Origin of the sequence: Bradyrhizobium sp. 172 (genome assembly GCF_023101065.1) — a bacterium.
GTDB classification, from domain to species: Bacteria; Pseudomonadota; Alphaproteobacteria; order Rhizobiales; family Xanthobacteraceae; genus Bradyrhizobium; species Bradyrhizobium canariense_D.
The window spans coordinates 6,328,136-6,349,336 of the sequence record NZ_CP064701.1; the positions used below are offsets into that span (position 1 = coordinate 6,328,136).

Below are 21,201 nucleotides of genomic sequence, written 5' to 3' on the forward strand. Positions count from 1 at the left end.
TTCACCTCAGACTGGACGCCTTTCCTAACTTCTTGGAAGAATAGCCCAATCGGATCAAAAGGGAACGGAATTGTCGGACGCCACACGCCCAGCCCCGCGGGAAGCGAGCACGACGGCCGAAGCGAAGATATTCGAGGATATCGGCGGTCTTCTCGATTTCCATGCCCGCAAGATGCCGGTGGCCCCCGCCCTCCTCGCCCCCGGCCAGCCGGTCCTCAACTACGGCGGGATTGGCGCGCGGACGCAGGATCTCGTCCGCACGCTGCGCGGGCTCGGCATCGCTCCTACCGACCGCATCGCGGTTGCGTTGCCGCGCGGTGCCGACAGCGCACTGGCCCTGATCGCGGTAGCCTCGAGCTGCGCTTGCGTTCCCGTCAATCCCGATCTGACGGCGGACGAGCTGCAACGCTATTTCAGCGAATTGAAGCTGACGGCGCTCGTCACCCGGGCCGACACGAACTCGGCGGCCCGCGATGTCGCCAAGGCGCTCGATATTGCGGTGATCGATTTCGTGCCGGGGCCGCAAGACGATCTCGGCGGCTGCGCGTTGGTCGGGCCGGCGGTCGGACCGGCGAGCAGCAGCGGCGCCTCGCGCGGCGACGACGACGCGTTCATCCTGCTGACCTCGGGCACGGCGGCGCGACCGAAGATGGTGCCGCTGACGCATCGCAATGTGTGCCTCTCCGCCTACAATGCCGGCCGCGTGCTCTCGCTCGCGTCCCACGATCGTCTGCTCAACGTCCTGCCGCTGTTTCACGCCCATGGTTTGATTTCCGGCCTGCTGACGGCGCTGGCCGCGGGCTCCAGCGTAGTCTGTACCGAGGGTTTCGACGCAGCCTCCTTCTTCGGCTGGATGCGGCAGCTGCGACCGACCTGGTACACGGCAGTGCCGACCATCCATCGCGCGCTGCTGACGGCGGCGGAAGCCAACCCGGATCTTGCCCGATCGTCGTCGCTGCGCGTGATCCGCTCCGCCTCGGCCTCGCTTACGCCTGCGATCCTCGACGGGTTGGAGGCGACGTTCGGCGTTCCCGTGCTCGAAACCTACGGCATGACGGAGGCGGCCTCGCAGATCGCGGCCAACCCGTTCGAGCTGCGCAAGGTCGGATCGGTCGGCCGCGCCGCGGGCCCCGAGATCACAATCATGGACGAGACGGGCCGCGCGCTCGCCAGCGGCCAGCACGGCGAGATCATGCTGCGCGGACCCAACATGAGCCGCGGCTACTATAATGACGAGGCGGCGACGCAGGCTGCCTTCCGCGACGGTTGGTTCCGGACCGGCGATCTCGGCTATCTCGATGCCGACGGCTATCTCTTCATCGTCGGCCGCATCAAGGACGTCATCAACCGCGGCGGGCAGAAGATCTCGCCTCTGGAGGTGGAAGAGGTTCTGCTCAGCCATCCGGCGGTGCTGGAGGCCGGCGTGTTTGCCGTCCCGCACCCGAAGCTCGGCGAGAACGTCGCCGCAATCGTGGTGCTGCGGCCGAATTCCGAGGCGACTTCGGACCAGTTGCGCCAGTTCGCCCGGAAACGGCTCGCGGCCTACAAGGTGCCGAGCCTGATCCGCAGCGTCGCGACGCTGCCGAAAGGCGCCAGCGGCAAGGTCAAGCGCAATGCGCTCGCCGAATTGATTGCAACGGACGGCGGCGAGGAGGAGGCCCGTCTGCCGCGCAACGCGCTGGAGACCGAGCTCGCCGGGATCTGGGCCAATCTGCTGGAGCTGCCGCAGGTCGGGGGCGATCAGGACGTCTTTGCGCTCGGTGCCGACTCGCTCGCGGTGACGCAGATGCGTTCGCGCCTGCGCGAACGCTTCAATGTCGATTTCTCGTTCGAGGACGTTTTTGATTGCGCCACGGCCGCCGCGCTTGCGGCCCGGATCGAGACCGCCGCAATCCATCGCGAAACGATGCTACCGGCCTGGCGCCAGGCCGGGGAAGCAGACGCGCCGCTGTCGTTCCAGCAGCAGCGGATGTACGTGCTCTCGCGGCTCGACCCCACGCGCTACAATTATAACGTCGTCGAAGTCGCGCTCCTCAAGGGTGGGCTCGACGTCGCCGCACTTTCTGCGAGCCTCACCGCCGTATCGGCGCGCCATGAGGCGTTGCGGTCGGTCATCGTCGAACGCGAGGGCGAGCCGGTGCAGCTTGTGCTGCAATCGCCACCGCGGTTCGAGCGGATCAAGCTCAAGCCCTGCCCCGCGAACAAGCGGGTCGCTGTTGTCAGGCGCGAAGCACTCCGGCTCGCGCAACATCCGTTCGACCTTGCGAACGAGGCACCGCTGAAGGTCACGCTGCTCTCGTTCGACAAGAGCAGCCATGTGCTGGTGGTCAACGTCCACCACCTCGTCACCGACGGCTGGTCGCAGCGGCTGTTCTGGGAAGAACTCGCCGCCCATTATTCGGCAGCGCGCAAGAACGACGTGGCAGCACTGCCTTCGCCCGCCTTCCAGTATCGCGACTTTGCGCTCTGGCAGCAGAGCTGGGCGCAGACGCCGGCGGCCAAGGAGCAGCTCGATTACTGGCGGGTGCAACTGGACGGCGTCATCACGCTGCCGCTGCGAACCGACCGCCCAAGGCCGGAGGTCTGGAGCGGCCACGGTGCCCGTCACTATCTCGAATTCTCCAAAACCCTGTCGGCCGACCTGCGCGCGCTGAGCCAGAACAAGGGCGTCACGCCCTTCATGACCCTGCTCGCCGTGTTGCAGTGCCTGCTGTTCCGTCACACCGGACAAGAAGATGTCGCGACCGGATCGCTGATCGCCAACCGCAATCAGATCGAGAGCGAGCGCCTGATCGGAGTGTTCGCCAACACCCTGATCCTGCGCAATGATTTTGGCGGCGATCCGAGCTTCGGCGACATGTTGCGCCGGGTACGGCAGGTCACGCTCGATGCCTATCGCAATCAGGATCTCCCGATCGAGGAAGTCCTGCGCTCGCTTCAGATCGCACGAAGGACGGACGGCAATCCGCTGTTCCGGATCATGTTCATCCTCCAGAATGCCTCGATCGAGGCGGCACGATTCTCCGGTCTGTCGACGCGGCGGATCGAGATCGATCCAAAAGTGGCGCGATTCGACATCACGCTCGAACTGGTCGAGGCCGACGGCCGTTTCACCGGCTTCTTCGAATACGCCACCGATCTGTTCGACGCGGCGACGATCGAGGGCATGGCCGCTCAGTTCAAAACCCTGCTCAAATCCGTCATCGCCGATCCGGAGCAGCGCATCTCCCGCCTGGCACTCCTGACTGAGGCCGAACGCCGGCAGCTGCTGGCGCAGGGCCGGGGCGTGCCGGCCAATTTCGTCGCGCGCGGCAATTTGAGCGAAGGTTTCGATCGCCAGGTCAAGAAGACGCCGAACGCGATCGCGGTGTCGGACGGCCGCACATCCCTGAGCTACCGCGAGCTGGCGCGCCGCAGCCAAGCGGCTGCGCGCTGGCTCACTCTCGAAGGCGTCGGCGCCGAGGCCGTGGTCGCCTTGCTTGCAGATCGCGGGCCCGACCTGCTCGCCGCGATGATCGCCGTACAACGCGTGGGCGCCGCCTTCCTCAATCTCGATCCCGACCAGCCGCGGGAACGGCTCGCAACCATCCTCGGATCGAGCGGGGCCCGCATGCTGCTGATCGAACGGGCGCAGTCATCCATGGCGGAGGCGCTGCTCGAACCGCTGGTCGAGCGCATCCAAATGGCCGAGCTCGAGGACGCGATCGCGCCAGCGTCGGCCAAGCCGGCCCCCGCAAAGCGGCGCGCGGCGTCGAGCCTTGCCTATCTCATCTACACCTCCGGGTCCTCCGGCGCGCCCAAGGGCGTCATGATCGAGCAGCGCGGGCTGTCAAACCATCTGGCGTCGCTCATCTCCGAGCTGAACCTCTCGTCCCGGGACGTGATCGCGCAGACCGCGCCACAGAGTTTTGTCATCTCGGTGTGGCAGTTCCTCGCGGGGCCCATGGTCGGCGCGCGCGTCCACATCTGCGGGACCGCGATCGTGCAGGACCCGATTTTGCTCGCGCGCGAGATCGAGCGCGAGGGCATCACGGTGCTCGAGATCGTCCCATCGCTGCTGCGCGTGATCCTCGATCGCATGGACGAGGCACAAATCCGACGCGCCTTTGCGAGGCTGCGCCTTCTGATCTCGACGGGCGAACCGCTGCCCGTCGATCTGTGCAAGGCCTGGTTCGCCCGCTGTCCGAAAGTGCCGCTGATCAACGCCTATGGTGCCTCGGAATGTTCCGACGACGTCTCGCTGCATCGCCTGACCAGGGCGCCCACGACCACGACGGGCAACGTCCCGGTCGGCGCGCCGCTGCCGAATACCCAGCTCTACGTGCTCGACGCAAGCCTGCAGCCGCAGCCGGTCGGCGTAACCGGCGAGCTCTGCATCGGCGGCGCCGGCGTCGGCCGCGGCTATGTCAACGATCCCGCGCAGAACCGGCAGCGCTTCCTGCCCGATCCGTTCTCGCGCAAAGCTAGCAGCCGGCTGTACCGGACCGGCGACCTCGCCCGTCGCCGTGCCGACGGCACGATCGAATGCCTCGGTCGCGCCGACCATCAGGTCAAGGTCCGCGGCTACCGTATCGAGCTCAAGGAGATCGAGAACGCGCTTACCGACCATCCCAGTGTGTGCGCCGGCATCGTCGAGCCGCGTCGCGAAGCAAGCGGCGATATCAGGCTGATTGCCCATATCGTCGCGAGATCCGGCAGCCGGAGCAGCGCCAGCGAGCTGCGCGATTTCCTGAAGAGCCGGCTGCCGGGCCATGCCATCCCGTCCGCGTTCCTGTTCCTGGGTCAGGTGCCGCTCAATGCCCATGGCAAAATCGATCGGGCCGCGCTGCTGGCGTCGGCGCAGCAGGAAACGTTCGGACCGGATGCGGCCGTGCCGGCGCGGCGCTTTACCGAAAAGGTGCTGTCCGACATCTGGATCGACCTGCTGAAGGTCGAAAGCCTCGGCGTCACCGACAATTTCTTCGACCTCGGCGGCCATTCGCTGCTGGCGGGCCAGGTCATGGCGCGCGTCGCTCGGGCGCTCGGCGCGTCGCTGCCGATCAAGACCATCTTCGAGGCACCGACGATCGACGAGCTTGCCCGGCGGGTCGACGAGGCCGTGGCGGCAAAGCCGCGCAAGCCGGCCCCAACTGTAGCGAGGTTGGCTAGTGCGAGCCTGGCCGAAGGCAGCCCTCTCTCGATCGCGCAGGACCAGATGCTGCGGATCGAGCAGAATCTTCGCGGACTGCCGCTGTTCAACCTGCCTTTCGCTTTCCGCCTCCAGGGGCCGCTGAATCCGGCCGCCCTGGCGCAGGCGATCGACGACATCGTGCGCCGGCACGAATCGCTGCGGACTCATTTCGGCTGGAGCGGCGGGGAGCCCGTCAGCCGCATCGCCGCGCCCGGCGCCCTCGGCCGTGTCCTGACTGTCGGGACGATCGGCGACGGTCAGCCCCACAACAACAAGCGGCGCAAGGCGCTGGAGCTCCGCAAGATCAATCTCCTGATCGAACAGGAGACCTATGTCCCGATCGACACCACGCGCGCGCCGCTGCTGCGCGCCCGGCTGTTGCGGCTCCACGATGGCGATCACGTGTTGCTGCTGACGCTGCACCACGCCGTCGTCGATGGCTGGTCGATCGGCGTGCTGTTCGAGGAATTGTCCTACCGCTATGCGGCGCTGGCCGGATATTCGTCGGTGCCGCTGCCGAAACCGCCGCCGGCCTTTTCGGACGTGGCGCGCTGGCAGCGCTGGTGGTGCGGCACCGATGCCGCCCGCCGTCAGGCGGCCGACTGGACCGAGAATTTGCGCGGGGCGGCTCCCCTCTTCGAGGGCGAATCAAGGCCGGGCCCGTCCAGGGGGCACCATCCGGTCAGTCTCAAGCGTGAGCTGATCGGCCGGCTCGCGGCTTTCGCCGGCCAGCACAATTGCACGCTGTTCATGTGCCTGCTGACCGGCTTGAAGGCCGTGCTGCTGGCGCGGACCGGCCGCGACGACATCTCGATCGCCACCGCCATGGCCAATCGCGCCCAGCCGGACACCGACCGGATCGTCGGTCCGTTCGAGAACACGGTGATCGTTCGCACCAAAATCACGCCGGAGCTGTCGTTCGCGCAGGCCGTAGTCCGGGTCCGCCAGAGCGTGCTTGACGCGCATGCGCGCCAGGAGCTGCCTTTCAACATCCTGGCCGATCATTTGGAGCAGGAGGGGGTCAATCCAGCCTCGCTGCTCCAGGTCTATTTCACCCTGCAAAATCCGCTGCGCCAGCCGCTCGATCTGCCTGATCTCACGACAGGATCGATCGGCAACATCGCCCGCGAAGGCCAGCCGGTGCTGCCGATCGACCAGACATGGCTGTCGCTGATGCTCAAGGAGCGGCCGACGGGAATCACCGGTTCGTGCAATTACAAGAGCGAGCTGCTCGACGGCGCTACGGTCGGCCAGTGGATGGAGGATCTCCTCGCGCTGCTCGCGGCCGCCCTCGCCCAACCCAACACACCGCTCGGCCGATTGCTCAATCGCAGGGCGGCATGACCGGCCGTACATCACGGATGAATACGGGGTCACTCGTCAAAGCTGTGAATGACCAAGTTGCATCTTGATTATTTGGCGCCATCGCGCAAGATTATTCTCGCGTTTTGATTTGGACGAGTATTTTCAACCGGGGAGTTCGTTATGGGTTTCATCAAATTTACCAAGGGCACCTCGTTGAGCGACAAGGACCGCAAGGCCCTGCAGAAGTTGCTCGGCGCCGAGAAGAAGAAGCTGCAGTCCGCGCTGAAGGACGTCGACGCCAGCATTTCGATGTTGGGCAGCTCCAAGAAGTCCAAGAAGAAGAAGAAGACGTAAGACTCGTCGGCCGGGACGCCGCACGAATCTTCAGGCTTCAGTTTTCGGGCTTCATTTTTCACATTTGGCCGCTCGCGTGTCGAGTTGGGGTCTCGCACAAGCTTGCGCCCGTAAACCGGCCAGCAATCGACAAGGATTCGCCCGAGTGGACCGCTAGAAGCGGTCCGCTTAGTTGATTCTTGCTCAGTTGATTCTTCCGTCATGGCAGGGGATTTGGCCCCGGCCTGGCGCCATGGGCCCAATTGATGGCAGACGACAGAATTGAACTGTTTGTCGGATTGATCGAGAATTTTGACACGCCAGGTGCGATCGATACGTGCCGGCGCCTGCTCTCGGTCGACGAACGGGTACGAGCCGACCACTTCGTGTTCGAGCGGCACCAGCGACAGTATATTTTCGCGCACGCGATGTTGCGCCTTGCGCTCTCGCACGTCGCACCTGAGGTCGCACCGACCGACTGGTCATTTGCGGCCGGGCGTTACGGGCGGCCGTTTGTCGCATCACCCAGGACATCGAGCACGCTGCATTTCAGCCTGTCGCACGCCGACGGCTGCGTCGCCTGCGTCGTGTCGGGGCATGAGACCGTCGGCGTCGATGTCGAGACCGTGTCGCGTCGGGTGGCGCCGCTGTCGACCGCGCTTCGGTTCTTCGCGCCGGAAGAGGTCGAAACGCTGCGCAGGCTGCCGGAGCCCGCCGCGACCGAGCGCTTCTTCGACTACTGGACGCTGAAAGAAGCCTATCTGAAGGCCAGGGGTTTCGGCCTCAATTTGCCGCTCGACGCCTTCGCGATGCAGGTATCGCGCGAGGCCATCGAGATCAGCTTCAAGCCCGATATCCCCGACGATCCGCAAGGCTGGCGATTCCAGCTGATCTCGCCGTCGCCCTCGCATCGTCTCGCGATCGCGGACGGCTCCCGCGCCACCGGCGGCCTTCCCATCACCCGCAATGGATGGCCGCTACAGGAGGCGGCTGAATGACGCCGCGGCGGCTGCGCGTCTTTCCCGCGATTTCGCGCAACCGCGACCCCAAGAAATATGTCGACGAGCTGATGCGGGTGGCGCAGTTCGCCGATCGCAACGGCTTCGAAGGCATCCTGCTATTCGAAGGCAACGACGTGTTCGTCGAGCCCTGGGCGATGGCCCAGCACATCATCGGCGAGACGACCCGATCCTCGCCGCTGATCGCGGTCAATCCGGTCTACATGCACCCGTTCACGGCGGCAAAATTCGTCTCGTCCTTTGCGCAGCTCCACGGCCGCAAGGTCTATCTCAACATGATCACGGGGACGGCGGTCAGCGATCTGCAGGGGCTCGGCGACGAGCAGTCGCACGCCGATCGCTATGTCCGGCTCGGCGAATTCGTTGCGCTGATGCGCCAGCTGCTGGCAAGCCCGCGTCCGACGACTTTCGAGGGCCGGTTCTACCGCGCCAGCAACCTGCAACTTCGGCCGCGCCTGCCGCCGGAGCTGATGCCGGAATTTCTGGTCGCAGGCCAGTCCGAGCCGGCACAGCGCGTCGCAAAGGAGACCGGCTGCATCAAGATGCAGATGTTGCCGCCGGATCTCGACCGCGGCCTCGATGCGCCGGGCATGAATTTTGGAATTTTCGCCCGCGAGGGACGCGACGAGGCGCGGCAAGCGGCAAAGGCGCGTTTCCGCGATAATGCCGACGATCGCGAGCTGCTCGCGCTCACCGTGGAGAACAGCGATTCCGTGTGGAAACGGCGCCTCTACGAGAGCCAGAGCGGCGAGCTCGCGGACAATGGCTATTGGCTGCTGCCGTTCCTGACCTTCCAGGCCGACTGCCCCTACCTCGTCGGCAGCTACGCGGAGATCGGCGCGAAGCTGAAGGAGTTTGCCGCGAAGGGGCTGACCACGATCATGCTCGACATGGTCGCGGACGAGACCGAGATGCAGCACGTCTGCAAGGCGCTCGCGGCAAGCGGGATGTTTTGAGTTGTGGATGAAGTCGACCTAACCATCCACATCGTCATTGCGAGCGTAGCGAAGCAATCCAGAGTCCCTCCGCGGAAAGATTCTGGATTGCTTCGCTACCCTCGCAATGACGGAGAATGATGGGCTACTCAGCGAGAATCAGCGCGCCTCTTCGAAGCCGGCCAGCACCGAGGTCAGGTTCGCGCCGAGGATGTCCGAGAGGTAGCCGCCCTCCTGCACGAACACGGTCGGCAGGCCCATCTTCGCGATGGCCTGTCCGATGCGGCGGAAGCCCGGCGTGGTGACGGCGAGACCCTTGAGCGGATCGTGCTCGGAGGCGTCGAGGCCGAGCGCGATGACGAGGGCGCCGGGCGCAAAGGACTCGATCGCCTTGCGCGCGACGTCCATCGCCTGGATGTAGCCGTCATCGCCGGTGCCGATCGCCAGGGGAATGTTGAGATTTGTGCCAAGGCCGGGACCTTCGCCGCGCTCATGCGCATAGCCCCACACGTAAGGATAATACGCGACGGGATCGGCATGGATCGAGACCGTGTAGACATCCGGCCGCGCGTAGAAGATTCCTTGCGTGCCGTTGCCGTGATGGACGTCGACGTCGAGGATCACGACACGCTCGTGCCTCTGCCGCAGATGCGCCGCCGCGATCCCGCTGTTGTTGAGGAAGCAGAAGCCGCCGGCCATGTCGCGATAGGCGTGATGGCCGGGCGGCCGGCAGAGCGCATAGGTCGCATCCTCGCCGTCCATCACCATCTGTGCCGCGGTGACCGCGACGTCGGTCGCAGCGCAGGCCGCAGCCCAGGTGCCCGGGCCGATCGGCGCCGCGGTGTCGGCGGTGTGCCAGCCGAGCTTGCCGGTGATATGGGTGGGATAAGTCGCGGCATGGCGCACCGGATGGATATTGCCGATCATCTCCGGGCCGGAATCGCCGAGCGCGGTCCAGGCCTCCCAGGCCTCGCTCAGGAACGACAGATATTCCGGACTGTGGATGCGCGCACGCGGTCCCTGCCCGAATGTGGTCGGCTCGACCAGTTGATGCTTGCCGTCCTTGAGCCCTTTGAGCAGGCGGTCGGCACGTTCGGGCTGCTCGGTGGTGCGCTTGACCACACCTCGAACCAGGAAGAATTGCGGATCGTGGCTGCGATGCAGCTCGGTATGGACGGCTTTCACTCGAACACTCCGTGGTCGCTTTGAGGGTGCCACAGATGTCTAAATCCCCGCGGCGGCGAGATGCAAGCAAGAAGAATGCCGCCCCTGTCGCACCGCCCTGCGCCGGAAGCAGATCCCTCGTGAAGCTCAGCAGCGCCCGCGCTGAAGGCAGTGCTCGCGGCCCTGCTGGTCGGTGCGGAAGGACTCGACGAAGCCGCCCTGACGCTGAGTGACGAAGATCGTCTTGCCGTCGTGGCCTCCGAAGGCGAGGTTGGTCGGCTCCTTGGCTCTCAGCGTGATCTCCCGCTCCACCGCGCCATTGGCCTTCATCAACGTGATCGTGCCCTTGAGGATGCGCGCAACATACAGGCGGCCAGCGATGTCGGTGCGCAGGCCGTCGACAGTGTCGGGCTGAAATGCCTTGACGAGTCTTGGACTGGTGAGCTCGTTGCCGGCGACCGTATAGGACCAGATCTGACCGCTGCTGGATTCCCCGACATAGAGCGTCTTGTCATCAGGGCTGAGATCTATGCCGTTGGTCGTGCCCATCGCGCGCGGCGCCGACATCAGCTGTCCCTGCACCGTTCCGTCGGCTCCCTTCGCGATGCGCCAGATGTGGCCTTCGCGACCTTTCCAGTTCGGATCGCTCGCGTAGATCGTGCCGTCGCGGGCGATGGTGATGTCGTTGGGCTGGTTCATCTCGTCGGAGTGAAACCAGATGGCGGGCTCGGTCGATCCCTTCGGGATCGCGAAGATGTTGTGCTTCTTGTAGTCGGCGATGAACATGGTGCCGTCGCGCGCGAAGCGGATGGCATTGCCGACGCTGCCCTCGGGCAGCGCCGTGAACGGCTCGGACGCCGTGCCGCCGACGGGCAGCTTGCCGATGGTGCCGGGCTTGCCGAAATTGACGACGAAGAGATTGCCGTCGAGATCGGCGGCCGGCCCTTCGATGCCGAACGTGTATTCGCCTGATGGCGTCACCTGCACGCTTTCGAACAGTTTCGTTTCCGCTCGGGCCGGTGCCGTCGCAAGGACGAGAACAACGCTACTGCACAGGCACCAGAAATTCCTGCCGGATGTAATAGCCATCGCCGTCGCTGCACTCGCCATTCAGATAGGCATCGGCCGGTCGGAAGAAGCGGCTGAAACCGGGTTTGTCTACAGCGTTCCTTTGTGTCACGACGACGACCTTGGCAGCCGGTATTTCGCCGCATTCCTTGTTCGTTTTGCCAAAGAACTTGCGCTGCGGCGGGCCGGACTTGATCCGCATCCGGATGCCTGGAACCATTCTTGACACCAGCAGATCCGCCGTGTCGAGCAGGCGCGTGTAACCGGGTTCGGCCTTCGGCAGGCCGTCGCCACCCGGCGGCATCAGTTTCTCCGCGCCCAACCCACGAAGCCGCGTGCGCAACTTTCCGGAATCGGGATCACCAGGATAGATCCAGCCATCCTGCGACAGCATGAAGCGAAGCACCGTCGCGTCCTTCTGAGCGTCCGATAGGCCCGGCTTCAGGCCGAAATCCGAGTGACAGCCGACGCAGTGCTTTTCGACGAGGCCCTTGCGCAAATTGGTGAGCCGGACGCTGTTCTGCGCGTCCCTGGCCACGAAGACCGCCAGTTGCTCGATCAGCGCCTGGCTACGCACGTCGCAGGGCAGCGGCGACGGCGCATCGCCCGCGGCGCGGTCGATCCGGATCACGGTCTGGTTTTTGTCCTCGACCAGCCAGATTGCGCCGTCCTCCGCGACCGTCATGCCGACCGGCGCACCTTGCGGCCGCGCGCCGTTGACGCGGTGCCAGCCTGCGATCAGCTCCTCGAACGGCGCGGCGGCGACGGCGCCGGCCTCGGTCTGAAAGCTGTGGGTCGGATCGGCCGCGCAACTGACATGATAGCGTACCGGCGCCGGGGCGGGCTTCGGGAAGCCGTGATCGTCGACGTCATAGACGATGACGCGGCTGCCGGTCGGGCGATAGCCATGCAGGCCGACCAGCAGCTTGCCCTCGAGCTCCGGAAATTTCGCGCCGCGATAATAGAGCATCGCGAGCGGCGCGCCGTGCGGCGGCAGCAGCGAGAACGGCGCCTTGTAGAGAGCGTTGGCGGTGCACAGCGATTTGTAGACCCCCGACCGCAATACGATCCTGAATTCTAGACTCGGCGTCGACAAATCGTAGCAATAGGGCCAGCCGTAATGCCTGCCCTGCTCGATCGCGTTGATCTCCTCGTTCGGCTTGAAAATGTCAGGCAGGTCGCGGCCGTTCTCGCCTTGCAGAAAGGCATAGCCCGCATCAGGGAAGTTCGGATGCAGCGCCAGCGCCATCGAGTTGCACAGGCCGCGCGCATAGACACCGTGCGGCGGGTCGGGTTCGCCAGGCTTCAACGCCGGGAAGATACCGCCCGGGGGCGGCGTGAACAGCCAGATCGACGCCATTGCGGAAACGCCCTCGGCCGCCGCGCAAGGTCTCGTGATCGGCGCCGGCGTGATGCAGTCGTCGCTGTGCGAGCCGACATTGACGAACAGCCGGCCGTTCTTATCAAAGACAAACTGCTTGAATGGATGCGCGCTCTCGTCGAGCTTTTTGCCGTCGGGCAATGTGATCCGGCGGCCGGGCATGTGACGGACGACGGTCTTGCCGTGTCGCGCGGATTGTCGGCGAGCGGATCGAACCGGAAGATCGTCTCCGCGCTCGAGGCATAGAGCTTCTTGTCCGGGCCGATCGCGAGGCCGAACGGATATTCGATTGCAGTCAGCAACTCCTTGAACAGCTGTCCCTGGGGTGCCCGCGGGTCGAGCAACGGCAGCCGGCCAACGGTATGGCCCCAGCCCGCCATGTCGGCGACCACGAACAGGTCACGACCGGGCACCTGGATGATCGAGCGCGGGAATTTCAGCCGATCCTCCTCGCTGGCGACGAGGCCAGCGCAAAATCCCGCCTTCATGTCGATCTGGATTCTGGGAAAGGCGAGATCGGCGCTGCCGCAGGTCTCCGTGCCGATCGCATAGCCGCTCTTGCGGACCGGTTCTGATGAGCCTACCGAGGCGAGGGTCAGGAGGACCACCAAGGCGCCCGTGCATGCGCGCAGGCTTCGGCTTTCACGCCAAAATGTGAGGTGGTTCACGGCGCCTCCCGGACGTTCCGTCCAGGGTTGTTCCATGCCGCGGGAACGCCGTCCAGTTGATCAACACCCCCTTGTGATCAAACCAGCAGGGGGCTTGGCGCCGACCAATCTCCGTAGATTCCCTTACCGGGCTCGACCCGAATGTTTCGCGAAGGCTTGGAATGGTATCGGTTTGCCGTCCCAATCGCTCCCAATAGGAGACGCATATGGTCCAGGTCTATTTTCACTGCTCCAACTTGGACGGCACGCTGATCGATCGCAGCGGCACAGCCGTGACCAACCTGACCGAGGCGCGCGACCGTGCCGCCCAGATCATGAACGCGATGATCCTGACGCCCGGCGCTGAGGATTGGCGCGACTGGGTAATCCATGTCAGCGGCTCCGACGGCGAGGAGATCTTCGACCTCCCCTTCACTGCCATGCTCGGCAAGCCGCACTGAGGTGATGCCATGTTGCTCGCGTCACTGACCCTGCTCCGCCAGCCCCTGAACTTCATCGCCAGCAAATGGCTGACGCTGATCCGGATCGCGGGCAATCCCTACCGCCCCGAGCTCCACTACATGCGCGGGCCTGGCCCGAAATGGCACGCCAAGTATCAGGCCAGCCGGCTGGATCGCGCGCGCTGAGCCCTGCGGCTTCCGCTTCCCACTGATCGGTCTCATAACTCGTCATGCCCGGGCCTGTCCCGGGCTTTCTCGTCTTGGCATCTACGTCTTGCCGACTGCGCCACCCCCGCTGTTACACACCAGCCATGCCGCGTCGCCCTTTCGATGTTCTCGATGGGGGCGATGTGCCATTCTTCGCGGAGCTCAGCGCAACGAAGCCAAACCGAAGACAGCACACAGACATCATCATGCCGCACCAGTTCAGCCACACCCAAACCGTCCGCAAGCCCGCCGTCACATCCAAAGGCGGCATCGTCGCCGCGCAATCGCGGCGGGCGGCCGAAGTGGGGGCGCAAGTGCTGGCGGCGGGCGGCGACTGTGTGGACGCGATCGTCGCCACCACCTTCGCACTTAACGTGCTGGAGCCCTGGAACAGCGGCATGGGCGGCGGCGGCGCGATGGTGCTCTACCGTGCCGCGGAAAATCTCCACGAGGTGATCGACTACGGCATGTGCGCGCCGCAAAGCCTGCGCGCCGCCGACTATCCGCTCAGCGGCGAAGGCGCGGCTTCCGACCTGTTTCCCTGGCAGCGGGTGAAGGACGACCGCAACATCCACGGCCCCGGCTCGATCGCCGTGCCCGGCGTCGTCGCCGGCATGGAGGAGGCGCATCGCCGTCACGCCAGGCTGCCGTGGAAGGATCTGGTCGCGCCGGCCGTCGCCCTCGCCGGCGAAGGCCTGCTGGTCGATTGGTGGACCACGCTGACGATCGCGGCATCGGCGTCCGATCTTCGGCGCTATCCCGCGAGCGCGACAACGTTCCTGAAGGACGGCCTCCCGCCGAGCGCGCCGTGGGGCATCAAGTCCGAGACGCGACTGCCGCTGGACACGCTGAAGGCGACACTGGCGCACCTGGCCGACGCCGGTCCGCGCGATTTCTACCAGGGCGATCTCGCCAGGAGCATCGCATCCGACATCAAGGCCGACGGCGGCGCGCTGTCAGTGGAGGATCTCGCCGCGTTCCGAGCTCATCGGCGCGATCCGCTGGCGATCCCCTATCGTGGCGGCAACGTGTTTGCGACGCCGGAGCTCACAGCCGGACCGACAATGGCGCATGCGCTGCGCCTGTTGCAGCAGAACCTGAAGCCGGGAAGCGCGCCCGACGCGGCCGCCTATGCCGAATATGCCGCCGCGCTGCAATCGGCCTATCGCGAGCGACTCAAGGATATGGGCGATGCCGACGGCAAGCGCTCGCTCGGCGCGGAATATCTGGCGCCCGCCTGCACCACGCACTTCTCCGTGGTCGACCGCCACGGCAACATCGCGGCGGTGACGCAGACGCTGCTGTCGTCCTTCGGCTCGAAATACGTCACGCCGCACACCGGCATCGCCATGAACAACGGCATCATGTGGTTCGACCCGAAGCCAGGCACCACCAACTCGCTCGCCTCTGGCAAGCGCTGTCTCACCAACTACACGCCCGTCATCGCCGAGGCCGAGGACGGCAGACGGCTCGCGGTCGGTGCCTCCGGCGGTCGCCGCATCCTCCCGTCGGTGATGCAGATCGTGTCGTTTGCGATGGATTTTGGCATGGATCTCGATGCCGCAATCCATCAACCGCGCATCGACGCCAGCGAAGGCGCGATCGTGATCGGCGATACCAGGCTGCCGGCGGACACACGCGAGATGCTCGCGGCCCGATTCGACTACGAGGAAGCGCGGGTGCAGTACTTGCCGCAGAAGTTCGCCTGCCCGAGCGTCGTGATGCGCGACGGCGACACCAATTCCGGCGCGGTCGAGATTTTTCAGCCCTGGGCCGACGCAGTGGCGGAAGGCTGAGCTTAGATCCCCAACCGGTCCCGCACGCGGCCAGCGATCACTGCCGTCGTCACGCCAACCGGCCAGAAGGCGTGCATCGGGATCGGCTTGATGCCGGTGACGGGCATGTCGATCTCGGCCTTGGCGCCGCCGATCAGACGTCGTGCGAGCTGCGCGCCCATCGCGGTCGAGAGCGCGACGCCGCGGCCGTTGCAGCCGAGCGAGATCAGGATGTTGTCCGCGGGCTCGTGCACATGCGGGTAATGATCCGCGGTGATGGCAAGCCGGCTGTTCCAGCCATGGGTCCAGGCCACGCCCTTGAGCTGCGGCCATAGCCGTTCGGCGTATCGCATGAGATAGGCGACGTCGCGCGGCGAACTGATCCAGCGCATCGGGCCGCGGCCCCCCATCAAGAGGCGGTTCTGCTGATCGATGCGGTAATAGACGGTGATGTGGCCGCTCTCGTAAAGGACGGGACGCGTCGGCATGATCGAACGGGCCACGTCGTCAGAGAGCGGGGCCGTGGCCGCGATCGAGGAAAACACCGGCACGATGGTGCGGCGAAGCGCCGGCCAGAGATCGTCGGTAAAACCGTTGGTCGCGAGCAGCACCTTGTCGGCATGCACCACCGCGCGCGGCGTCTCGATGCGCCAGCGGCTGCCCTCGCGACGGAGTGATAGTGCGGGTGTTTCGCCATACACCTTCGCGCCCGCGGAGATCGCGGCGCGCGCGAGGCCGCGGGCATAGCTGAGCGGATGCAGATCGCCGCCGCGCGCATCCAGCATGGCGCCGATGTAGCGATCCGTGCCCGTCATCTCGCGCAATTGCTCGCGATTGAGGTACGACACCGGCATGCCACGGGCGATGCACTGCTGTGCGGTTGTCTCGATCGCGGCGGCGCTGGCCTCGTTATAGGCCGCGCGCAGCGTGCCGTTCTGCCGTGCTTCGCACGGGATCTGGTAGCGGCGGATCAAATCGTGGGTGAAGTTCGTCGTGCCGTAGGAGAACGCGACCATGCGGCGGCCGAGCTCAGCGCCGAAATCCGCCTCGATCTGATCGGGATCGTGCTTCAGTCCGGGATTGGTGTGACCGCCATTATTGCCGGATGCGCCCCAGCCCGGCTCCTGCGCCTCCAGCACCAGTGCCTCGACACCCTGCTCCGCCAGGTGCAACGCCGTGGACAGGCCGGTGTAGCCGCCGCCGACGATCGCGACCGAGACCGTCCTGTCGATTTCGAGCGGCGGCGTAGTCGGCGGCACGACGGCGGTGTCGGCGTAGAGGGACGGCGGCAGAGGCAGGCGCGTGGTCATGGCGAAGACCGGTCAGAGCGGATGCAGCACGCGGCGCAAAAAGTCCTGCGTGCGCGGATGCTGGGGTTGATTGAGCAGCGACTTGGCCGGCCCCTGCTCGACGATGACGCCGCCGTCGATGAACAGCACGCGGTCGGCGACGTCGCGGGCAAAGCCCATCTCATGGGTGACGACGACCATGGTCATGCCGTCGTCGGCGAGCTTGCGCATCACGCCGAGAACGTCGCCGACCAATTCAGGATCGAGCGCCGAGGTCGGTTCGTCGAACAGGATGGCCTTGGGCTGCATCGCCAGCGCCCGTGCGATCGCGACGCGCTGCTGCTGGCCGCCGGAGAGCTGGGGCGGATGCTCGTTGGCTTTCTCGGCAAGGCCCACCTGGGCGAGCAGCGCGCGGCCACGCTCGAATGCGGCAGCGCGTGGCTCCTGCTTCACATAGAGCGGACCTTCAACCACGTTCTCCAGCACCGTCCGGTGCGGAAACAGATTGAAGCGCTGGAACACCATCGAGACCTGGGTGCGGACTTTCACGATCGACGGCGCGTCGCTGTCGACCTTCAATCCCTCGACGCTGATCTCGCCGCGGTCGTAGCTTTCGAGACCGTTGATACAGCGCAAGATGGTGGACTTGCCGGAGCCGGAGGGGCCGACGATGCAGACCACCTCGCCCTTCTGGACGGACGCCGTGATGCCCTTGAGCACCTCGTTCGCACCGAAGCTCTTGTGGACGTCGGTCAAGTCGATCATTTCTTGCCGGCCCGCTTCTCGAAGTGACGGACCAGCAGGATCAGCGGAATGCTCATGGTGAGATACATCAGCGCGACAAGCGTGAACACGTTGGTGTTCTTGAAGGTCGAGGACGCGATCAGCTTGCCCTGAAGGGCGAGCTCGGCGACCGTGATGGTCGAGGCCTGCGAAGAGTCCTTCAGCATCATGATCATGACGTTGCCATAGGGCGGCAGCACGATCCGCACCGCCTGCGGCAGCACGACCCGGCGCATGGTCAGCCACCAGCCCATGCCGATCGATTGCGCCGCCTCGATCTGCCCTTTGTCGATGGCCTCGATGCCGGCGCGGAAATTCTCCGCCTGATAGGCCGAGTAGGCGATGCCGAGCCCGAGGATCGCGGCCTGCAACGCGGACAGGGTAACGCCGAGATCGGGCATCACGAAATAGAGGTAGAACAACAGCACGATGATCGGAATGCCGCGGATCACGTTGATCAGGCTGGCGCTGAGCAGCGACAGGACGCGGATGCCGGAGACCCGCATCATCGCCCAGACGAGGCCAAGAACCGTCGAAAGCAGCAGCGAGCCGATGGTGACGACGATCGTCAGCGCGACGCCGCTCATCAGGATCGGGAAGAATTCGGCCGCGTCGTGCCAGAAGCCTTTCATCGATCAGCTTTCATCGATGGCCTCTGCCGATCAACCCTGTGCCTTCAGACCCCATTTATCGAGGATCTTGTCGATGGTGCCGTTGGCCTTCAGCTTGGCGAGCGAAGCGTTGATCTTGCCGAGCAGCGCGGCCTCGCCCTTGCGCACGCCGATGCCCACCGAGCCGACGGTGACGGGCTTGTAGCCATCGACCAGGCGCACCTCGGGGAAGCCGCCCTGCTTCAGATTGTAGGCGAGGATCGGATAGTCGGCGTAACCGGCCTTGAGGCGGCCGGTGTTCACGTCGCGCAGGATGTCGGGGATGGTGTCGTAGGCCTTGACGTCGGCGAACAGGCCGGACTTCTTCAGCGCGTCGACGAAGGCGGTGCCGACCTGAGCGCCGACCGTCTCGCCCTTCAGATCGTCCTGGGTGGCGTAGGCCTTGGTGTCGCTCTTGGGGACCACGAGGCCTTCGCCATAGGTGTAGATCGGGTCGGAGAAGTCGACGACCTCCTTGCGCGGCGCTGTGATGAACATCGCGGCCGCGATGATGTCGATCTTGCTTGATGTCAGCGACGGGATCAGGGCCGAGAACTGCATCGGCTCGATCTGCACGTTGAAGCCGGCATCCTTGCCCACTTCAGTGACGAGATCGACCATGATGCCCTGGATGCTATTGGTCTTGGTGTCGAGGAAGGTGAAGGGAATGCCTGTCGGCGTCGAGCCGACCTTCAGCACTTGCTGCGCCGAAGCCGGCGCTGCTGCGGCAATCGCGAGTGCCGCGAGCGCGGCCAGACCAAAACGCTTCATCGCATCCCCCTTGGGCCCGACCGATGGCGGCGCTCGCAAACCTCGTTCATCGCAGACGTTGCGGGCAAAGCCGTTTCGGCCTATTTTCACCAATATGAAAATTTGGTCACACTTCTGCGGCCGATGCAAGTGGTTTTCATGCACATGAAGGAAGCGGTTTGACGTGAGCGGTGGCAAGAGAATGCACAGGCCGGCCGCCGCAAAGCCGGTGAAGAAGGTGAAGGTGAAAGCCTCCGCCCGGGCTATCGCCAAAGCGGCCGAGCCGGCGATGGATGTTGCGGTCGGCCGCCGCATTCGCGATCTCAGGCGCATCAGGCAATTCTCGCTCGAGACGGTCGCCTCGCGCACGGAGCTGTCGATCGGTTTCCTCAGCCAGATCGAGCGCGGACTGTCGTCGCCGTCGCTGCGCGTGCTGGCCACGCTCGCCGACGTGCTCGGCGTCGGCATCGCCGCGCTGTTCGGCGCGAGCCCGAACGCCGACGGTGCACCAGATCAGGTGGTCACGCGCGGACTGCAGCGGCCCGAGCTGAAGCTCTGGCGCACCGGCGTGTCCAAGCAGTTGCTGAGCCCCGCCAGCCCCGACAACCGGCTCAACCTGTTCCTGGTGCATCTGGAGCCGGGCGGCTCCACCGGTGACGAGCTCTACACCCATGACGGCGAGGAAGCCGGCCTCGTTCTCGAAGGCGAGATGATGCTGACGGTGGACAGCGAGACGTGGTCGCTGAAGACGGGCGACAGTTTTCGGTTTGCAAGCCGTCGGCCGCACCGGTTTTTAAATCCAGCCAATGACGCGAAGGCGGTGGTGCTGTGGGTGAATTGCGTGACGGGGACGGCGTAGCGCAGCCGTCATTGCCAGCGAAGCGAAGCAATCCACATTCTCACCGCGGAGACACTCTGGATTCCTCGTCGCGAGAGCTCCTCGCAATGACGGGAGGATAGAGTCTTAGCCAAACCGGTACTTGTACCGGTCCACTGTCAGCGCACTCACATCAATGTCCGGCTTCTTGCCTGACAGCATGTCGGCGAGCACGCGGCCGGAGCCGCAGGACATGGTCCAGCCTAGCGTGCCATGGCCGGTGTTGAGGTGAAGGTTGGCGTATTGCGTCGGGCCGATCACGGGCGGGCCGTCCGGCGTCATCGGGCGCAGGCCGCTCCAGAACGTCGCCTTGGAGAGATCGCCGCCTCGCGGAAACAGATCGGTCAGCGAGTGATCGAGCGTGGCGCGCCGCGCACCATAGAGCTGGCTCGAGAAGCCGGAGATTTCGGCGGTGCCGCCGACGCGGATGCGATTGCCGAGGCGCGTGATGGCGACTTTATAGCTCTCGTCCATCACCGTCGATTCCGGCGCGCCGGAAGCGTCCTTGATCGGTACCGTGATCGAATAACCCTTCACGGGATAGACTGGCAGCGAAATATCGAGCGGCGCGACCAGCCGCGACGACCAGCTTCCGAGCGCGAGCACGTAAGCTTCTGCCTGCAACATCCCAGCGCTGGTCGCGACGCCGCTAACGCGCGCCCCGTCGGTGACGATGCGGTCGATGCCGGTATTGAACATGAAGCGCACGCCGAGCGCTTCGGCATGCTTGGCCAGTGCCTGCGTGAACATGTGGCAGTCGCCGGTCTCGTCCTGCGGCAAGCGTAGTCCGCCCGCGACCTTCTCTTTCACGCCCGCCAGAGCCGGCTCGGCCGCGATGCAGCCCTCGCGGCTCAACACCTCGAACGGCACGCCGTATTGCTTGAGCACGGCGATGTCCTCACCGGTGCCGTCGAGCTGGGCTTGGTAGCGAAACAGCTGCAGCGTGCCCTGCGAGCGCTCGTCATACTGGATGCCGATGTCGCGGCGCAGGTCGCGCAGGCAATCGCGGCTGTATTCCGCGATCGGAATCATCCGGCTCTTGTTGATCGCGTAGCGTTCGCTGGTGCAGTTGCGCAGCATCTTGAGCAGCCAGACCCACATCACGGGATCGAGCTTCGGCCGGATCACCAGCGGGCCGTGCTTCATCAGCAGCCATTTGACCGCCTTCACCGGCACGCCGGGACCGGCCCAGGGCGAGGAATAGCCGGGCGACACTTCGCCGGCATTGGCAAAGGAGGTCTCGAGCGCCGGTTCGGGCTGACGGTCGACGACCGTCACCTCATGGCCGGCACGCGCGAGGTAGTAGGCAGAGGTGACACCGATGACACCGCTGCCGAGGATCAGAACTTTCACGCTTGGTCAAACTCCTGCGGCATCACGCTCGCCG

At 65.1% G+C, this 21,201-nt stretch carries 15 protein-coding genes and 1 pseudogene; 8 read left to right on the top strand and 8 right to left on the bottom strand.

The annotated features are described in order from the left end of the window. The first annotated feature begins 70 nt into the window (after positions 1 to 70). The 4 genes from IVB07_RS30330 to IVB07_RS30345 all read left to right on the top strand — a co-directional run bounded on the left by IVB07_RS30330 (position 71) and on the right by IVB07_RS30345 (position 8,783). Positions 71 to 6,514 carry a non-ribosomal peptide synthetase gene (locus IVB07_RS30330; RefSeq protein WP_247338525.1) on the top strand — a complete coding sequence of 2,148 codons (6,444 nt, stop codon included), beginning with the start codon at positions 71 to 73 and terminating at the stop codon, positions 6,512 to 6,514. Between the two features lie 141 nt (positions 6,515 to 6,655). Then, positions 6,656 to 6,829, top strand: a complete 174-nt coding sequence (locus IVB07_RS30335; RefSeq protein WP_247294660.1) for a hypothetical protein — start codon at positions 6,656 to 6,658, stop codon at positions 6,827 to 6,829. Between the two features lie 245 nt (positions 6,830 to 7,074). Then, positions 7,075 to 7,806 carry a 4'-phosphopantetheinyl transferase superfamily protein gene (locus tag IVB07_RS30340; RefSeq protein WP_018455684.1) on the top strand — a complete coding sequence of 244 codons (732 nt, stop codon included), beginning with the start codon at positions 7,075 to 7,077 and terminating at the stop codon, positions 7,804 to 7,806. Then, positions 7,803 to 8,783: an LLM class flavin-dependent oxidoreductase gene (locus IVB07_RS30345; protein ID WP_018455685.1), complete on the top strand. Its 981-nt coding sequence runs from the start codon at positions 7,803 to 7,805 to the stop codon at positions 8,781 to 8,783. Before IVB07_RS30340 ends, IVB07_RS30345 begins: the two co-directional genes overlap by 4 nt. A 138-nt stretch (positions 8,784 to 8,921) precedes the next feature. Here the strand turns inward: IVB07_RS30345 and IVB07_RS30350 are convergent, their stop codons facing one another. The 3 genes and pseudogenes from IVB07_RS30350 to IVB07_RS30360 all read right to left on the bottom strand — a co-directional run bounded on the left by IVB07_RS30350 (position 8,922) and on the right by IVB07_RS30360 (position 13,043). Further along, complete coding sequence (locus IVB07_RS30350; RefSeq protein ID WP_018455686.1) at positions 8,922 to 9,947, bottom strand: histone deacetylase family protein; 1,026 nt, start codon at positions 9,945 to 9,947, stop codon at positions 8,922 to 8,924. Positions 9,948 to 10,073: 126 nt separating this feature from the next. Beyond that, entirely contained in the window at positions 10,074 to 11,015 is a 942-nt protein-coding gene (locus IVB07_RS30355) for an SMP-30/gluconolactonase/LRE family protein (RefSeq protein ID WP_026233001.1), read from the bottom strand. After that, positions 10,972 to 13,043, bottom strand: a pseudogene (locus IVB07_RS30360) (PQQ-dependent sugar dehydrogenase). Before IVB07_RS30360 ends, IVB07_RS30355 begins: the two are co-directional and overlap by 44 nt. Positions 13,044 to 13,249: 206 nt before the next feature. Here IVB07_RS30360 and IVB07_RS30365 point away from each other — a divergent pair. From IVB07_RS30365 to IVB07_RS30375, 3 genes are all read left to right on the top strand, one after another. After that, on the top strand, positions 13,250 to 13,483 hold the full coding sequence (locus IVB07_RS30365; protein WP_007606355.1) for a hypothetical protein: 234 nt from the start codon (positions 13,250 to 13,252) through the stop codon (positions 13,481 to 13,483). Positions 13,484 to 13,492: 9 nt separating this feature from the next. After that, on the top strand, positions 13,493 to 13,669 hold the full coding sequence (locus IVB07_RS30370; protein WP_198034822.1) for a hypothetical protein: 177 nt from the start codon (positions 13,493 to 13,495) through the stop codon (positions 13,667 to 13,669). A 227-nt stretch (positions 13,670 to 13,896) separates the two neighbouring features. Beyond that, on the top strand, positions 13,897 to 15,486 hold the full coding sequence (locus IVB07_RS30375; RefSeq protein ID WP_247294664.1) for a gamma-glutamyltransferase: 1,590 nt from the start codon (positions 13,897 to 13,899) through the stop codon (positions 15,484 to 15,486). A 2-nt stretch (positions 15,487 to 15,488) separates the two neighbouring features. Here the strand turns inward: IVB07_RS30375 and IVB07_RS30380 are convergent, their stop codons facing one another. From IVB07_RS30380 to IVB07_RS30395, 4 genes are read right to left on the bottom strand one after another with little or no spacing between them, the layout of a single operon-like run. Further along, on the bottom strand, positions 15,489 to 16,775 hold the full coding sequence (locus IVB07_RS30380) for an FAD-binding oxidoreductase (RefSeq protein ID WP_247294666.1): 1,287 nt from the start codon (positions 16,773 to 16,775) through the stop codon (positions 15,489 to 15,491). Between the two features lie 12 nt (positions 16,776 to 16,787). Next, positions 16,788 to 17,519 (bottom strand): amino acid ABC transporter ATP-binding protein, encoded by a 732-nt coding sequence (locus IVB07_RS30385; protein ID WP_247363741.1) that lies wholly within the window; start codon positions 17,517 to 17,519, stop codon positions 16,788 to 16,790. Continuing rightward, positions 17,516 to 18,169: an amino acid ABC transporter permease gene (locus IVB07_RS30390; RefSeq protein ID WP_018455693.1), complete on the bottom strand. Its 654-nt coding sequence runs from the start codon at positions 18,167 to 18,169 to the stop codon at positions 17,516 to 17,518. The genes IVB07_RS30385 and IVB07_RS30390 overlap by 4 nt, the downstream gene beginning before the upstream one ends. A 30-nt stretch (positions 18,170 to 18,199) precedes the next feature. Further along, positions 18,200 to 18,958: an ABC transporter substrate-binding protein gene (locus IVB07_RS30395; RefSeq protein ID WP_018455694.1), complete on the bottom strand. Its 759-nt coding sequence runs from the start codon at positions 18,956 to 18,958 to the stop codon at positions 18,200 to 18,202. Between the two features lie 181 nt (positions 18,959 to 19,139). Here IVB07_RS30395 and IVB07_RS30400 point away from each other — a divergent pair, with 181 nt between their 5' ends. Then, positions 19,140 to 19,796 carry an XRE family transcriptional regulator gene (locus IVB07_RS30400; protein WP_247294672.1) on the top strand — a complete coding sequence of 219 codons (657 nt, stop codon included), beginning with the start codon at positions 19,140 to 19,142 and terminating at the stop codon, positions 19,794 to 19,796. 105 nt (positions 19,797 to 19,901) lie between these two features. Here IVB07_RS30400 and IVB07_RS30405 read toward each other — a convergent pair whose 3' ends face one another. Then, complete coding sequence (locus IVB07_RS30405) at positions 19,902 to 21,167, bottom strand: D-amino acid dehydrogenase (protein WP_247294675.1); 1,266 nt, start codon at positions 21,165 to 21,167, stop codon at positions 19,902 to 19,904. Positions 21,168 to 21,201: the final 34 nt, after the last annotated feature.

Coding starts and splice junctions, on each gene's coding strand:
- IVB07_RS30380 (WP_247294666.1), bottom strand. CDS start 16,775: ATGACCACGCGCCTGCCTCTGCCGCCGTCCCTCTACGCCGACACCGCC.
- IVB07_RS30400 (WP_247294672.1), top strand. CDS start 19,140: ATGCACAGGCCGGCCGCCGCAAAGCCGGTGAAGAAGGTGAAGGTGAAA.
- IVB07_RS30345 (WP_018455685.1), top strand. CDS start 7,803: ATGACGCCGCGGCGGCTGCGCGTCTTTCCCGCGATTTCGCGCAACCGC.
- IVB07_RS30375 (WP_247294664.1), top strand. CDS start 13,897: ATGCCGCACCAGTTCAGCCACACCCAAACCGTCCGCAAGCCCGCCGTC.
- IVB07_RS30385 (WP_247363741.1), bottom strand. CDS start 17,519: ATGATCGACTTGACCGACGTCCACAAGAGCTTCGGTGCGAACGAGGTG.
- IVB07_RS30355 (WP_026233001.1), bottom strand. CDS start 11,015: ATGGCTATTACATCCGGCAGGAATTTCTGGTGCCTGTGCAGTAGCGTT.
- IVB07_RS30370 (WP_198034822.1), top strand. CDS start 13,493: ATGTTGCTCGCGTCACTGACCCTGCTCCGCCAGCCCCTGAACTTCATC.
- IVB07_RS30335 (WP_247294660.1), top strand. CDS start 6,656: ATGGGTTTCATCAAATTTACCAAGGGCACCTCGTTGAGCGACAAGGAC.
- IVB07_RS30395 (WP_018455694.1), bottom strand. CDS start 18,958: ATGAAGCGTTTTGGTCTGGCCGCGCTCGCGGCACTCGCGATTGCCGCA.
- IVB07_RS30365 (WP_007606355.1), top strand. CDS start 13,250: ATGGTCCAGGTCTATTTTCACTGCTCCAACTTGGACGGCACGCTGATC.
- IVB07_RS30340 (WP_018455684.1), top strand. CDS start 7,075: ATGGCAGACGACAGAATTGAACTGTTTGTCGGATTGATCGAGAATTTT.
- IVB07_RS30390 (WP_018455693.1), bottom strand. CDS start 18,169: ATGAAAGGCTTCTGGCACGACGCGGCCGAATTCTTCCCGATCCTGATG.